Origin of the sequence: Microcoleus sp. A6-C6, assembly GCF_036705955.1 — a bacterium.
Taxonomy (GTDB): Bacteria; Cyanobacteriota; Cyanobacteriia; order Cyanobacteriales; family Microcoleaceae; genus Microcoleus.
This window is the reverse complement of sequence record NZ_JAUBVR010000010.1, coordinates 22754-36146: the sequence shown is the minus strand read 5'-3', so window position 1 is coordinate 36146 and position 13393 is coordinate 22754. Positions and strand designations below refer to the sequence as shown.

Below are 13393 nucleotides of genomic sequence, written 5' to 3'. Positions count from 1 at the left end.
CTGTGCAAAACAGCGAATTTTGTCTCCAGGCTGAAGTTGACGCACATTGAGTGCGCCTTAATTCAAAAATAACACAAAATTTAATACAGGCAAGCCGATCGCCCGATCGCCACTCCCAAATCTATAATCCCAAATCGGCTGATTTGCCGATCGCCATTCCAGCCAACCACGCCGTAGTCCAAGCACTTTGGAAGTTGAAACCGCCCGTCACGCCGTCGATATCCAAGATTTCGCCAGCAAAGAAAAGTCCCGGACAGCGGCGGCTTTCCATTGTCTTGAAATCAACTTCCTTGAGGTTGACACCGCCGCAGGTGACGAATTCTTCCTTAAATGCGCCTTTTCCTGAAATCTGATATTCGCCTTGAACGAGCTCTAGCAAGAGGCGATCTAGGGCCTTATTCGATAAGTCGGCCCAGCGTTTTTGCTCGTCAATGCCGATCGAACTTGTCAAACGTTCCCAGAGGCGGCGCGGCATCGGAAACGGACAGCTAGAGACGATCAAGCGGTGCGACAACTGCGATTTAACCGCTACCAGTTGCTGCCGCAAAACCTCCCCATTGTACTGGGGAAGCCAATTAATCAGCACAGATGTTCGATAATGGCGATCGTGCAAAAATCTCGCACCCCAAGCCGAAAGTTTGAGTACAGCAGGCCCGCTGACACCCCAGTGAGTAATTAACAAAGGCCCGCTTTGTTCTAATTTAGCACCAGGCAATTTTACCTTAGCATTCGGAACCGAAACTCCGGCTAAATCTTTGATTCTGTTGTCAGCAATATTAAAAGTAAATAGAGAAGGAACGGGCAGTTCTACAGTATTACCTAACTCTTTTGCCCACTTAAAACCCGACGGATTGCTACCTGTAGCGAGCAAAATGCGATCGGACTGCAATATCTCCCCCGATTTCAACTCAACTTCAAACATAGAGGCAGTGTCCCCGTGGCCGTCTTCTGCACCGTTCCCCATTAACTTCCTTAATGAAACGACTGCATCGCCCGTGCGAATTTTCACACCTGCATCCTCAGCGGCCCGGATCAAACAGTTAACAATTGTCCCCGAATCGTCTGTGATCGGAAACATTCGCCCGTCTTCTTCTGTTTTCAATTTCACACCGTGACTGGCAAACCAATCTACAGTATCGCGGGGTTGAAATCGACTAAAAGCACCGCGCAGAGCTTTCCCTCCTCTGGGGTAATTCTGCACTAAAACACCGGGATCAAAACAAGCGTGAGTGACATTGCAGCGCCCGCCGCCAGAGATGCGAACTTTTGCCAGAAGTTGGCGGCCAGCTTCTAGTAAAGTGACGCGGGCCTGCGGGTAGGTTTTCGCGCAGGTAATCGCACTAAAAAAACCTGCTGCACCGCCACCTATGACTGTAATTTTGAGCATTCGATCGGACAAATTTTTTCTCGCTTATTCTTCTGGTTCAAAATCGGATTTTGTCGCCCCGCAAGTGGGACAAACCCAATCGTCGGGGATATCTTCAAAGGCAGTACCGGGCGGTATGTCTCCGTCGGGGTCGCCTACTTCTGGATCGTAGACGTAAGCGCAAACGGTACAAACGTATTTTTGCATTTGCTAACCCAATTTTGTATTGTAAGCCTATAGATTATACTTGACAAAGCAACCTAGTGCAATACTAATTTCAAAAGGTAATGCGACTTTCGGCAATTCCCAAACTATTAGGAATTAAGTTTTTCACAAATCTCAAATCTAAAATCTAATTAAGTCTTCCCAAAATCTAAAATCTAAAATTTAAAATTTAAAATCGTCAAAGCCTCCAGAACCGCAGTTCTAGGGGCTAGATTGGATTTTTTATTAGTTTACTGCGATTGAAAGACTAAACTTTGGCTAAAGGCTTAGTCCAAACACCAGTTTCATCTTCTTCGTACTGCTGGTGAATGGCTTCCCAAGCGCTGTGTTCCGCTTGTATCGAGTCGTTGCTTTCGTCAAATTCGGTGTTGTAGGATTCGATAAAGGTTTTTTGTGCTGCTTCCGACAGGTGCGATCGCACTTCTGGAGACAAATCTGCCGGACTGTTGCAGCGACCTTTGACGGCGCGCGGCAGCGTCATCTCGCTAACTGAAACTTCTTCACCGCCGGCACTTTCTAGCAAGAGTTGAAATTCGCCCGATTTATCTGCTGCGACTTCGGCCATCACGAGAAATTCGCCTGCTTCAACGCGGGTTTGATAGATAGTTGCTTTCTCTTCGGGCATTCCCAAAGCCACTAAAGCGGAGACTAAACCTGCACCGGCCGAACCTGCGATCGCGCCGCTAGCTGCACCCAACAATACAGCACCCAGCGGGCCCGCCGATACTACTGCACCGACAAAGGGAATAAACAGCACGCCTACGCCGGTTAGCAAGCCCAAAAAAGAACCGAATAAGGAACCAAAAATCGCCCCGCTTCGCAGACCGCCTAAAATTACATCTTTTTTAGTCAGAAAGCCGGCAATTTTAGTTTTGGACTGAAAGTTTTTGCCCATTACTGAGATGTGGTCGCGGGAGACTCCGCGATCGAGCAACCGCCGAATTACGCCGTCTAATTGTTCTTCTTCCTTAAATACGGCTGAAACTGTGCGTTCTGCTAGATATTCCTCTGTCATTGTTTCTCCTTGATGGTTTGTCGATTAGTTGTGCTGGTTTTTAGTATAAGAGGACACTGTAGGGCGATCGCATCGATCTTGAGAGAGAGGTGAATGCGATCGGAGATAGTTTGAGGCTCTATCAAAAGAGTTAAGGGATTTTATAATTGGCGATCGTTCATCTTTTACAGACAGTTATTCATCTCTAATATAACCTCCCATAAACTCCAATTGATTTATCATTCTTTCGGCTGATTTGGCAGCCATCAAATGCAAAATTCCTCGCCATTGAGCACCTATTGAGTAACTTTGTCGCGTTGCAACAATAATTCCTGAATGAGCAATTTTTAGTTCAGCAAAGATTTTGTGCAAGCGGCAGAAATCTCCCATATTAGCAGTGTAAATGACCCGCCCTTGCTCCGTTGCCTAGATTAACTGCTCCTCATCTGAAGAGCTAAGTTTGTTCGCGTCTGGAGTAGTCATCACATCTACAGCAGAATTCCGCAAAGCTTCTACCAACGATAGGTTGCCAGAATATTCATCAATATAGAGACGAATTTGACTCACGATAAATTACCTGCCATATATTCAGCTTCCCAATACTGGCACTCTTGGTAGTACGCTGCTATATCAGCCTCGATTTCATCTTTATTAGCATGATAATAAGCCAATCCCGCATAAATTTGTGCTAAGGTCAGGTGCGGAAATTCTTCAGCGATTTTTTCAGGAGTCATTCCCGCTTTGTAGTCAATGGCTATGCTTTGCACGGACATTCTTGTACCTGCGATGCGGGGACGGCCACCACAAGTTCCCGGCGTGCTGACAATTAGCGTTCCAATATCAACGGTAGTTGTCATATTGACCTCGATTGAGTTAACTTGATTCTATTATAACGCAGCTTCATTTCTACCCGATCGCATTCAACAAGGTTAACCAATGCCACTAGCACCTTTGTTTCCTGTCGTTCATCCCATTCTCAAATCTACTTTTCCCGGATGTCTGTGGACGGGAGATATCAATAGCCGAGAGATAGCCCTCACATTTGACGACGGGCCGCACTTGCAGCACACACGTCAACTGCTAAAAATTTTAGATAAATACGACATCAAAGCGAGTTTTTTCTGGCTGGGATTTTGTGTTGACAGACATCCAGAAATTGCCAAAGAAGTGTACGATAGCGGACACTGGATCGGTCTTCACGGCTACCAGCACGTATCCTTTGCCAAACTCAAAACCCACGAACTAAAACACAGTTTAGAAGACACGCAAAAAGCTATTAGCAAAGCTTGCGATTTAGACCCAAAATTAATCCGCGATGTGCGGCCGCCGAATGGCATTTTTATACCGCGAACATTAGAATTATTGCAGCAGTGGGAATATCGCCCGGTAATGTGGAGTGTTGTCCCGGAAGATTGGGTGCGGCCGGGGGTGATGAAAGTTATGAGTCGCGTCGTGCAGCAAACAGAAAACGGTTCAATTATTGTACTGCACGACGGTTATTGCGGCGGCGAAGATGTTGCCGCATCTGCTGATAAAATTATTCCATTGCTTTTGTATAAAGGTTACAAGTTTGTAACAATCGATCGCCTGTGGCAACAAATTTCTGTCTGATGGCGTCAGTGCGATCGCGACTCCGAAGCAAGAAACCGGGTTTTTTAACCGAGATTAAGGGGTTTCAGTCCGTGTAGTGCGATCGAAAAACCTGATTTCTGGCCACCAGTGCGTAAGTCCTAATTCTCATAAATTCATGAAAAAAACACTGTTTGTAGCATCTCTTTGTTTGGCAAGTACGGGATTGGCGATCGGGCTTTCTCCTGCTTCCCTCAGTGCTAAAACCCCACTTGTCGTACAGCAGCCAACCAGTAACCTGTCCGTGCCTGCGATCGACTCGAAACGCCCTCAAGTCGAACTGGTAAATCCGGGAGTGGAGCCCCGACAACAGTTGCGTTTAAAACCAAGTTTAGGTGTTAAACAAACGACTACTATGATTGTAAAAATGGAGATGGAAGTGTCTACAGCCGGCAGTAGTACGAATGTGAATAAAGTTCCGACTATGGTCTTAACTATAGAGACAGAAGCCACTAAAATTGATGCCAATGGAGATATTCACTACGATTTTTCATACGCTAATGCAGATATTACTGCCGATACTCCAAATTTGCCAACTGCGGCCCTGGATAGTATGCGATCCGCAGTCAAAAAATTAGTAGGATTGAAAGGTTCTTTCATCATGGATAGTCAGGGCGGTAATAAAGGAGGTAGCTTTACTTTGCCCGCAGAAGCTGACAACAATTTCAAACAAATGGTTCAAAATATGTCTAAATCCTTACACCAGCTTGCCTCGCCTCTGCCAACAGAAGCAGTTGGCAAAGGTGCTAAATGGCGCATCTCTTTTCCATCTAATGCAGGTGGCATGAATGTGAATCAAACTGCTATCTACGAATTGATTGGCTTGCAAGATGGAGTTGCTACTCTCAAAACTAGCGTAGAACAACAAGCAAATCCCCAAAATTTGACTTTACCCCAATTACCTGCTGGCTCTACTATGGCCATAAAATCTTTTGCGTCTCAGGGTCAGGGAGAAGTGATAATGCGACTGGATCAATTAATGCCTGTTCGTTCTGTCGTCTCTATCAATTCTAATTCTGAAATGACTATTAAAGTTGCAGGGAATCCAAAAGAATTAACAATGAAAACAAAAATGCTGATGGAGATGACTTTGGATTCTAAATAAGCGATCTATTAGGTGAGAATACCTGATAGGATCTAAAATTTACGAAAATTTCGATCGCAAACAAAGCAAGTAGAGGAGGCTGTGGTATGGTTCGATCGCACAAACGTCAAGCTGTCATCGCTTTAGTCGTAGCCCTGGGTACAATCATCGGGAATTTAGTGTTTCCAGGCCAGAATGTAGCCCCAGCATTTGCTGAAGCCAAATTTAAGGATGTCACAAACCATTGGGCCCAAGGCTGCATTGAGGAATTAGCCGATAAAAAAATCATCAGCGGCTACTACGAAGACGGCAGTTTTCGCCCGAACCGCCCAGTCAGCCGCGCTGAGTTTGCGGCAATGCTGCGTAGGGCTTTTCCCGATGCAAAAACCGTCCGCAATCCGATCGACTTTGCAGATATTCCCACGAACTACTGGGGTTATAAACCAATTCGAGAAGCTTATCAGACGGGTTTTCTGTCCGGTTACAGCGGCAGTATTTTTAACCCGACTTTGAACATTCCCCGCTGGCAGGTTTTGGTAGCTTTAAGCAGCGGCTTGAAATATACGCCTACAGGTTCAGCGCCTGAGATTTTGGATGCGACTTTTGAAGATGCGCCGGAAATTCCTGAATTGGCGAGAAATGCGATCGCCGCCGCGACAGAAAAACAACTCGTGGTCAATTATCCCGCCGTCAAACAGCTAGAACCTACGCGCAATGCTACCCGCGCCGAAGTCGCAACTTTCTTGTGTCAGGCGATCGCCAAACCCGGACAAACAGCCTTAGTTCCCTCGCAATACATCGCCCAAGTGCCAACAAATGTCGGCCCGGCGAGAACCACAGAAACCTCGGAATCTGGGAATATTCGGGCGGAAGTTTCTTTCGTCAAAGAAGGAGAAAATGCCAAAAATATCCGCATCAAAATTATTCGAGACGGTAAAACTTTATTAGAAGAACCAGTGCTAATTCCGACTCGTTCTCTAGTAGACAATCCCGACAAAAAAGCCAACGAAGAAGTATCAGAAGGGCGCTTGTTATCGGTGCGAATCCGCGACTTTGACGGCGACAAGGAACCGGAAGTGCTGGCAGATTTAGTCTCAATCAATAGCGGTGTCCGCTGCTGTAATTATTCGTTTATTTACCGCTACGACTCAGTAGCTAAAAAATACACTCATATCAAGCATTTTTGGGGCAATGTGAGCTACGAAGTTGTCGATTTTGGCAAAAATGATATCCCGGAGTTCAAGAGTCAAGACGGGCGATTTGCAGAGGCTTTTACAAATTATGCGGATTCTCGATTGCCGCTGCAAATTTGGCAGTACCGCCAAGGTAAAATGGAAGATGTGACTAAGCAGTATCCGGTGGAAGTATACACGAATTCTGCTGAACTGTGGCTGGAATCTAGGAAGCGATCGAGCGAAGATGCAGAGGTAAAAGGGGTGTTGGCCGCTTTCATGGCGAGCAAGTATGTTGCGGGCCAGGAGGCCGAAGGTTGGCGGTTGTTGGAGGGGGTTTATCAAGGAGGCGATCGCACTCAATTCTTTGGGAAGTTGCGGGAGTTTTTGGTGAGTACGGGTTATGCTAGTAAGTAGATTTGGAGGTTTTTAACCGCAGATGAACGCGGATAAACGCTGATAATATCTGTAGGGGCGGGTTTTACGAATAATATCTAATTCCTACTAACAATATTACTAAACCCGCCCCCCTACAACAGATAACCCACTTATTCATCAAATTTCTCGTCACATATTAATTTGTTTAAATAAAGTAAATTACTAAGTTTTTTGTGAACAAATACAAAAAATTGCTGTTTTTTAATGCGCTAAGCTAAAATCAGTATAAAATATCCCACATAAAATCGCTAAAAATGGTATATCCACCTGCACCTTGGAATTTGCAAGGTTATGCTGTTCAGACTTTACAATTAATAGATGTGGCACGGGTGCGCCCCTTGGTTCCCTCTGAGTTAGAAATAGTCTCTGTATTGCCAGGAAAAACCCTAGGTGGAGTTTATATATCCTCCTACGGGTTGGGTTCCGTGATGGAGTACAATGAGCTAATTGTCGTAAGCGCGATCGCCAATTATGCGGGAAAATGGGGCGCTTGGATTTCCCACATCTACGTAGACAACCCTAACTCGGTAGCCGGCGGGCGCGAAATTTGGGGACTTCCTAAAGAATTAGCTCAATTTAGTTGGGAAGGCAACGATTCAGTAAAAGCAACACCGTTAGGCTACCGAGTCACCGTTAGCCAAGCAAACCGTCAACTGTGCAGTCTCAATTACAGCCAGCAAAATTTAGCCTTACCGATACCTTTTAGCGGAAATGTTTTCAGCACCGAACACAGAAATTTGCTACTATTCAAAGGAGAATTTCAGTCTCGAATTGGTTTGATCAAAAGCCAATTAGAAGTAACTGAAGACAGTCATTTTGCCAATTTAAACTTAGGTCAGCCCTTGCTTACAGTGGCCTGCGAAGATATACGTTTAATGGCAGGTGCGCCGGAAGTTGTGGGAAACATAGCTGCTGAATTCAGTTATTAGCTAGAAGTGGTCAGGCAAGGCCCGCTTTACTATACCCAAAGGCAGTTTTATGGCTGACTCATAGCTAGCTAGAAACCAGGTTTCTACGAGTTTTGCGTTTGGCAACGAGAAATCTAACAAGAAACCGGGTTTCTAAGGCGACGACTCCGCACAATTCGAGCTAATTACTAATTTTGTTGAATCTTCATTCACCAAACGGTAAAAAACCCGGTTTCTTTCTAGACGCTTGTTGTTGCACCTAATATTCTCATAGAAACCGGGTCTTTTTCGTAAGTCCTGTTTTTAAATGCCAGCCCCCGGAGCGGCTTCAGCACCCATTTCTAAAACTGTACCGCGCAGGAAATCAATTTGTTGCTGAAAATCCATGCCCTTAATCTTTGCTAATAAAGCATTTCCAGCTTCGGGAAGTTTATAGTCGGAAGGTACAGGAATAATAGTTCCTTCGTCCATTCCTACTGCCAGGAAATACCAAAAAGCCAGCTTGGTTTCCGGGCTCATCGAGCCGTACATCCGGCTGATTTCAGTATTGGCTTTTGAGGCAATGTCGCGCATTACTTGCAGTTGTTCTTCCTTGGGCAGCGGCTTGACTTGCTCGAACAAACCCTCAGCGATTTCGGAACCTGCAGCACCGGGAGCCGCTGGCGTGATTGACTTGCCCATTTCGGTGTAAACAAACCACAGCAAACCTAATTGATCGTCTACGCTCAAGCTCTGAATCTCTGCTTTTCCTTGGTCGTAAGCGCTGGTAGTAGAAAATGTCATTGCAGTCTCCCAAATAATATGTATTGCTCAGTTTTCTTATTTTTGAGAAAACTTTTTTTTGCTACTTAGTTAAAGTACCTAATAAATAATGATGCTAGAATCTTGCTTAAGACAGAGATGATCCCGGACATAAGTTCGGGGAGTAAATTCACAAAAATTGAGAAAATTTGCAACCAAAGGATGAGGCAAATTTCACAAGATTGTTGTTGGCTGTGTTCCTGATTAGCATTGTTTAGCCGATCGACGATCGCCTATAATCGCAACAGACCTGTATAGAGGTGGCTGTTATGTCGATCGCAACTGCAAAACGCTTCACCACAGAGGAATATCACCGCTTGACAGAACTGGGATTTTTTGCGGAGGACGAGCGAGTTGAGTTAATTAATGGAGAACTTGTGAAAATGGCAGCTAAAGGTACTGCTCATTCTGTTTGCGAGACACGCTTGGAACGCGAGTTATTTAAGCTGCTGGGAGAACGGGCGACACTGCGAGGGCAACAACCGATTATTTTGCCGGATGACAGCGAACCAGAACCCGATCGCGCGATCGTGCAAAATCGCCCTGACGACTATCTATCCTCTCACCCCTGTCCAGCGGATATACTGTTGCTGATTGAGATTGCAGATTCTTCTTTGAGTTACGACAAACAGGTTAAGCTCCCCCTTTATGCGGCAGCGGAAATCTCTGACTATTGGATATTTAATTTGTCAGACACTTGCTTGGAATGTTACAGCGAACCCTATCAGAATGCAACAGGTCAATTTGGTTATCGCAGGAGACTGATTTTTCTGCCAAACGAGTCTGTTAATCTGCCTTTTTTTCACGACTTGGCGCTCGATTTATCGAGAGTATTTCCGCCAACTGTGAATCCTGAATAATTTTGATATTATTCCCAAGAAAAAAGGCTGACATAAAGCCAGCCTAGAATCAGGAGAATTTTAATTGAAACTTGTTGAAATTCTAGTTAAACAAACCGGAAATACCGCCGACTGCTATTGCTCCAGCCAGCGCCGAAACAACCACAGAAGTTAGAGCCGTACCGAACAGCCACCAAGCAGCAGTTGCTGCGGCTTCCCGCGCATCTTCTGCTTGCTGCTTGGTCTTTTTCTTGATATCTTTAATGCGTTTTTTGGCTTGCTCTTGCAGGCGTTCCGAGCGCGATAGCACGCTGTCCCTGGCTCCTTCAATTTGGTCGATAATTTTGTTAGCTTGACCTTCTGAAATGTCGGAGCGAGAGCTAATTACCGCGACTAAAGTACCGCGATCGAACTCGCCCAAACGCTCTTTAATCGCGTCAAATCCGGCCTGCGGGTCGTCAAATACTTTGCGGAAGTCTCGCTTGATGCTTTCGTAGTTGAGTTCTGGTCGATCGAGCGAATTGAGGTAATCCCGGATTTTCCCAAAGATACCGTCAATTGTTGACTGGAACTTGTCTTGCACCATTTGAATTTGTTCGACAACCTCGTTGCGCACAGATTCAATCCGATCGGCAATTTGGTTGGCTTCCTCTTCGGAAATGTCTTCCCGCTGCGACAGCAAGGCTACCAGCGTACCGCGATCGAAGTGCTTGAGCCGATCGCCCAAACTTTGAATCCCCGTTCCCGGCTCGTTAAACAACAACTGCAAATCGCGTTTGATTCCGTCAGGATTGAGTTCTTCCTTGTCCGTATTCCGCAAGTAATTTTCCAAACTTCCTTGGAAATCCTTGACACTTTTTTGAGCGCGAGATGCCAAACGACGGGGCGATTTCACGATCGTGCGAATTGAATCTTGCACGCGATCGATCGTCCGATTGATTTGTTCTTCGTTCAAATCTTCCCGCTGCGAGAGCAACTTGACCAAAGTTTCGCGATCGACCTGAGACAGCCTTTCCCGCAGCGCCAAAGCGCCTTCTTTCGGATTTTCAAACAATTTGGTCAAATCCCGATTCAGACCTTCAGGATCGAGTTCTTCCAGGTTGGTATTCCGCAGGTACTCACCAATCTTTCCAGTAACTTCCTCGTACTGTTCCTTAGCTTTATCCGCCACTATTTGCGGTGCGTGGATAATGTTGTCGCGCACGGATTCGATTTTTGCGATCGCCCGATTGATCTGTTCTTCGTTGAGGTCTTGGCGCTGCGACAGCAGTTGCACCAGCGTATCGCGATCGAATTGAGATAAGCGTTCTTTCAGCGCTTTAAATCCCGCTTCCGGGTCGTTTAACAGCGTTTGAAACTCGCGCTCGATCGCTTCAGGATTGAGTTCTTCCTTATTGGTATTGCGGAGATACTCTTCTACCTTTTGGCGTACTTCTTGTGCTTTTGATTTCGCTTGCTCTTGCAATTCTTGAGCTTTGGAAATTACTTGATCGCGCGAACTTTCCAACCGCCCGATTAACTGATCCGCTTCTTCAGGGCTGAAATCCTCCCGCTGACCGAGCAATTGTACCAAAGTATCGCGGTCAAATTGCGACAGGCGATCGCGCAAAGCCTCAAAACCAGCATCGCGATCGTCCAAAAGCGCTTGGAAGTCCTTCTCGATACCTTCAGGATTCAATTCTTCCTTACCAGTCGATCGCAAATAATTTTCAATCCGGCTGCGTAAATCTTGAGACTGTTCCTCACCAGCAGCATCTCCAACAATTCCCAAAACTTCTTGGCGGACACCTTCAAGCTGTTCAGCAATTTCCGCCGCCTGTTCCTGACTAAACCCCTCGCGGCGGCTCAAAATCCCTACAAAATACTCAGGATTAAACATCTCTAACTGGCGCAAAACCGCCCCAGGAGAAGCTTCGGGATCGTAAATAACATCCCTAAATTCCTGCTTGATAGTTTCTCGGTTGAGATGCCAAGGTTGAGTATTAAGCAAGTAATTTTCCACATCAGCCTTAGCTGTATTGAAAGGCAGCGCAGGCAATTTATCGCCCACCTTCTCGCTCAAAGACTTAGCTGTTTCCTTTCCTTTTGCAGTTAGTTGCTGCAACTGACCAGAGATTTTTTCAACATCCAAGTCAGACAAATCAGTCCGCGACAAAACAGTGCCCACCAGAGCTTCTACACCCAACTGCATCGCCCGGTTCATGCCCCCGCTGGACTCCGATTTGTTGTCCCGATTTTCCAGGATTTGAGACAATTTGGCATTGAGTTCGTCAGACTTCAGCAAATCGGGAGCCGCAAACTTGAGAAAATCAACTAACTCTAAATTCGGGTCTTTCTTTTCTTGCTGCTTGCCGAAGGTTTGCTTCCAAACGCCTTCGAGTTGGTCAGCTACTTGATTTATTTCCTCTTGAGAAAAATCACTGCGGCTGCTAATTAAATCCACAAAAGTTTGGCGGTTAACATTCTTTAAAACATCGGTTCCTGCCAAAGATTTGATATCAGCATCCCCCAGCAACTTTTCAAATTGACCGCGAATTTCCTTGACATCCAGCTTCGGCAACTGCAAAGAACCCACATAATCTTGCAGTGTTTCGCGAATGCTCTCCGGGTCTACAGCCGAGCTCAATTCGCGGCGGACAGCAGCCACAGATGCTTCTACAGTATTGACCATTTGGTCGCTGGCCATCTTGCCACCGATCGCCGAACTAGCAGTACCCATGACGCCTTGAATGCCTGAAAAAGCAGTTTTTATCAAGGAACCGATCATAGAACCGACGGCGCTAGAACCGAGCCATACCAGCGTTAAGAAGTACGCCGACCAAATGACCACACCAATAATTGCCGCTCCATCTACTGAGGAAATTGAAGTTAGTTTGACCGCCAGAAAACAAGCTAAGAATAAAGCTAGGTTAACTGTGACTAAAATCCAACCGCCGACTAAGCCTTCGATCTTGCGAACTTTCTTGCCCAAAGTTTCGGACTCATCATCATCGTCATCGTCGGGTAAAGCTTCGTCCCAGTTGGAGATTTTGGCGGCGATCGAGAAATTTGTCAACAAGAATTGGAAGCCAAAAGCCATGATGACTCCGGCGATTAATGCCACGAAAAACTGAGGGCTTAAAAACATTAGCCCTGCGATATCGGGGTGCTCAAATGGCACATCTATTTCTACTGGCATTTGGGCAATATTGAGTTTTGGACTGTACATCGACATTAATAACTCGCTTTCAAACATAAATTACCTCCTAAAGTTTGATGCCGAATTAGGCACATTGAAACTAGCCCTAACGTTTAAATAGGGGGATTGACATTTTTTAGATGGTGTTTTTTTCGTCAGGCTTTATCTTACGGAAGCCCTAATTCGTGAAATCAGGATGAATAGTAAATCAGTTCTTTAGTTATGTCATCCTTACTGCTGATTATGGCTCTGGAAGCGGCAAAATAAATCCCTCTAAAGTCAGAAATGAGTTGATTTGGGAGGAGTAGCCGTAGAGTTAGGCCAAAAAAGGCAAGTTTGATGCGGGGGCGATGGCTAGTAATTATGAATAGTAGTAAACTGGGATGCAGCGTACCCTACCTATCGTAGAGTGCGCTGGCTTTTTAGGATTCCGTTTGATTTTTAGGCTGAAAACGAGCTAATAATTGCGATCGATCTAGCTGCATAGTCAACCGCGTGCAATCATCGAGGGTTTCTAATTGAATCAAAGGCTCGATTATTTGAGCTAATTCTTCATCAATCTCGCCAAATCTCACTTGTAAAACACTCTCAACGATCAGGCGTTTAGCTTGCTCGATATCTTGCTGCATAGCTTGCTCGATACCTTGCTGGATACCTTGCTCGATACCTTGCTCGATACCTCGCTGAGTTGCTTCTTCAAGCCGTTGTAAATAAAGGGGTGACAGTTCCATAATCAACTCCTGATCTTCTCGATATTTA

At 45.6% G+C, this 13393-nt stretch carries 14 protein-coding genes; 5 read left to right on the top strand and 9 right to left on the bottom strand.

Annotated elements, in window-relative coordinates:
- Window positions 1–121: 121 nt before the first annotated feature.
- The 6 genes from QUB52_RS06475 to QUB52_RS06450 form a co-directional block, all read right to left on the bottom strand.
- Window positions 122–1387 (bottom strand): NAD(P)/FAD-dependent oxidoreductase, encoded by a 1266-nt coding sequence (locus tag QUB52_RS06475; protein WP_332972540.1) that lies wholly within the window; start codon window positions 1385–1387, stop codon window positions 122–124.
- Window positions 1388–1411: 24 nt separating this feature from the next.
- A complete protein-coding gene (gene rd / locus QUB52_RS06470; protein ID WP_332972541.1) occupies window positions 1412–1573 on the bottom strand; it encodes a rubredoxin in 162 nt (53 codons plus the stop codon).
- 265 nt (window positions 1574–1838) lie between these two features.
- Window positions 1839–2606 carry a ChaB family protein gene (locus QUB52_RS06465; protein ID WP_332972542.1) on the bottom strand — a complete coding sequence of 256 codons (768 nt, stop codon included), beginning with the start codon at window positions 2604–2606 and terminating at the stop codon, window positions 1839–1841.
- A 174-nt stretch (window positions 2607–2780) separates the two neighbouring features.
- A complete protein-coding gene (locus QUB52_RS06460) occupies window positions 2781–2957 on the bottom strand; it encodes a hypothetical protein (protein ID WP_332972543.1) in 177 nt (58 codons plus the stop codon).
- A 54-nt stretch (window positions 2958–3011) separates the two neighbouring features.
- Window positions 3012–3152, bottom strand: a complete 141-nt coding sequence (locus QUB52_RS06455; protein ID WP_332972544.1) for a hypothetical protein — start codon at window positions 3150–3152, stop codon at window positions 3012–3014.
- Window positions 3149–3442 carry a DUF433 domain-containing protein gene (locus tag QUB52_RS06450; RefSeq protein WP_332972546.1) on the bottom strand — a complete coding sequence of 98 codons (294 nt, stop codon included), beginning with the start codon at window positions 3440–3442 and terminating at the stop codon, window positions 3149–3151. The genes QUB52_RS06455 and QUB52_RS06450 overlap by 4 nt, the downstream gene beginning before the upstream one ends.
- A 79-nt stretch (window positions 3443–3521) precedes the next feature.
- On the opposite strand from QUB52_RS06450, the gene QUB52_RS06445 reads away from it, so the two are divergent.
- From QUB52_RS06445 to QUB52_RS06430, 4 genes are all read left to right on the top strand, one after another.
- Window positions 3522–4196, top strand: a complete 675-nt coding sequence (locus tag QUB52_RS06445; RefSeq protein ID WP_332972547.1) for a polysaccharide deacetylase family protein — start codon at window positions 3522–3524, stop codon at window positions 4194–4196.
- Window positions 4197–4332: 136 nt separating this feature from the next.
- Window positions 4333–5319, top strand: coding sequence for a hypothetical protein (locus QUB52_RS06440; protein WP_332972548.1), 987 nt, complete (start codon window positions 4333–4335; stop codon window positions 5317–5319).
- 86 nt (window positions 5320–5405) lie between these two features.
- Window positions 5406–6887: an S-layer homology domain-containing protein gene (locus QUB52_RS06435; protein ID WP_332972549.1), complete on the top strand. Its 1482-nt coding sequence runs from the start codon at window positions 5406–5408 to the stop codon at window positions 6885–6887.
- Window positions 6888–7162: 275 nt separating this feature from the next.
- Window positions 7163–7837 (top strand): acetoacetate decarboxylase family protein, encoded by a 675-nt coding sequence (locus tag QUB52_RS06430; protein WP_332972550.1) that lies wholly within the window; start codon window positions 7163–7165, stop codon window positions 7835–7837.
- Window positions 7838–8119: 282 nt separating this feature from the next.
- On the opposite strand, the gene QUB52_RS06425 is transcribed toward QUB52_RS06430, so the two are convergent.
- Entirely contained in the window at window positions 8120–8599 is a 480-nt protein-coding gene (locus tag QUB52_RS06425; RefSeq protein ID WP_332972551.1) for an orange carotenoid protein N-terminal domain-containing protein, read from the bottom strand.
- Window positions 8600–8886: 287 nt separating this feature from the next.
- Here QUB52_RS06425 and QUB52_RS06420 point away from each other — a divergent pair, with 287 nt between their 5' ends.
- On the top strand, window positions 8887–9477 hold the full coding sequence (locus QUB52_RS06420) for a Uma2 family endonuclease (RefSeq protein ID WP_332972552.1): 591 nt from the start codon (window positions 8887–8889) through the stop codon (window positions 9475–9477).
- Window positions 9478–9559: 82 nt separating this feature from the next.
- On the opposite strand, the gene QUB52_RS06415 is transcribed toward QUB52_RS06420, so the two are convergent.
- Together QUB52_RS06415 and QUB52_RS06410 are read right to left on the bottom strand one after the other, a co-directional pair.
- Window positions 9560–12691, bottom strand: coding sequence for an MFS transporter (locus tag QUB52_RS06415; RefSeq protein WP_332972553.1), 3132 nt, complete (start codon window positions 12689–12691; stop codon window positions 9560–9562).
- Window positions 12692–13056: 365 nt separating this feature from the next.
- Window positions 13057–13365 (bottom strand): hypothetical protein, encoded by a 309-nt coding sequence (locus tag QUB52_RS06410; protein ID WP_332972554.1) that lies wholly within the window; start codon window positions 13363–13365, stop codon window positions 13057–13059.
- Window positions 13366–13393 lie beyond the last annotated feature (28 nt).

Coding starts and splice junctions, on each gene's coding strand:
- QUB52_RS06475 (WP_332972540.1), bottom strand. CDS start 1,387: ATGCTCAAAATTACAGTCATAGGTGGCGGTGCAGCAGGTTTTTTTAGT.
- rd (WP_332972541.1), bottom strand. CDS start 1,573: ATGCAAAAATACGTTTGTACCGTTTGCGCTTACGTCTACGATCCAGAA.
- QUB52_RS06465 (WP_332972542.1), bottom strand. CDS start 2,606: ATGACAGAGGAATATCTAGCAGAACGCACAGTTTCAGCCGTATTTAAG.
- QUB52_RS06450 (WP_332972546.1), bottom strand. CDS start 3,442: ATGACAACTACCGTTGATATTGGAACGCTAATTGTCAGCACGCCGGGA.
- QUB52_RS06445 (WP_332972547.1), top strand. CDS start 3,522: ATGCCACTAGCACCTTTGTTTCCTGTCGTTCATCCCATTCTCAAATCT.
- QUB52_RS06440 (WP_332972548.1), top strand. CDS start 4,333: ATGAAAAAAACACTGTTTGTAGCATCTCTTTGTTTGGCAAGTACGGGA.
- QUB52_RS06435 (WP_332972549.1), top strand. CDS start 5,406: ATGGTTCGATCGCACAAACGTCAAGCTGTCATCGCTTTAGTCGTAGCC.
- QUB52_RS06430 (WP_332972550.1), top strand. CDS start 7,163: ATGGTATATCCACCTGCACCTTGGAATTTGCAAGGTTATGCTGTTCAG.
- QUB52_RS06425 (WP_332972551.1), bottom strand. CDS start 8,599: ATGACATTTTCTACTACCAGCGCTTACGACCAAGGAAAAGCAGAGATT.
- QUB52_RS06420 (WP_332972552.1), top strand. CDS start 8,887: ATGTCGATCGCAACTGCAAAACGCTTCACCACAGAGGAATATCACCGC.
- QUB52_RS06415 (WP_332972553.1), bottom strand. CDS start 12,691: ATGTTTGAAAGCGAGTTATTAATGTCGATGTACAGTCCAAAACTCAAT.
- QUB52_RS06410 (WP_332972554.1), bottom strand. CDS start 13,365: ATGGAACTGTCACCCCTTTATTTACAACGGCTTGAAGAAGCAACTCAG.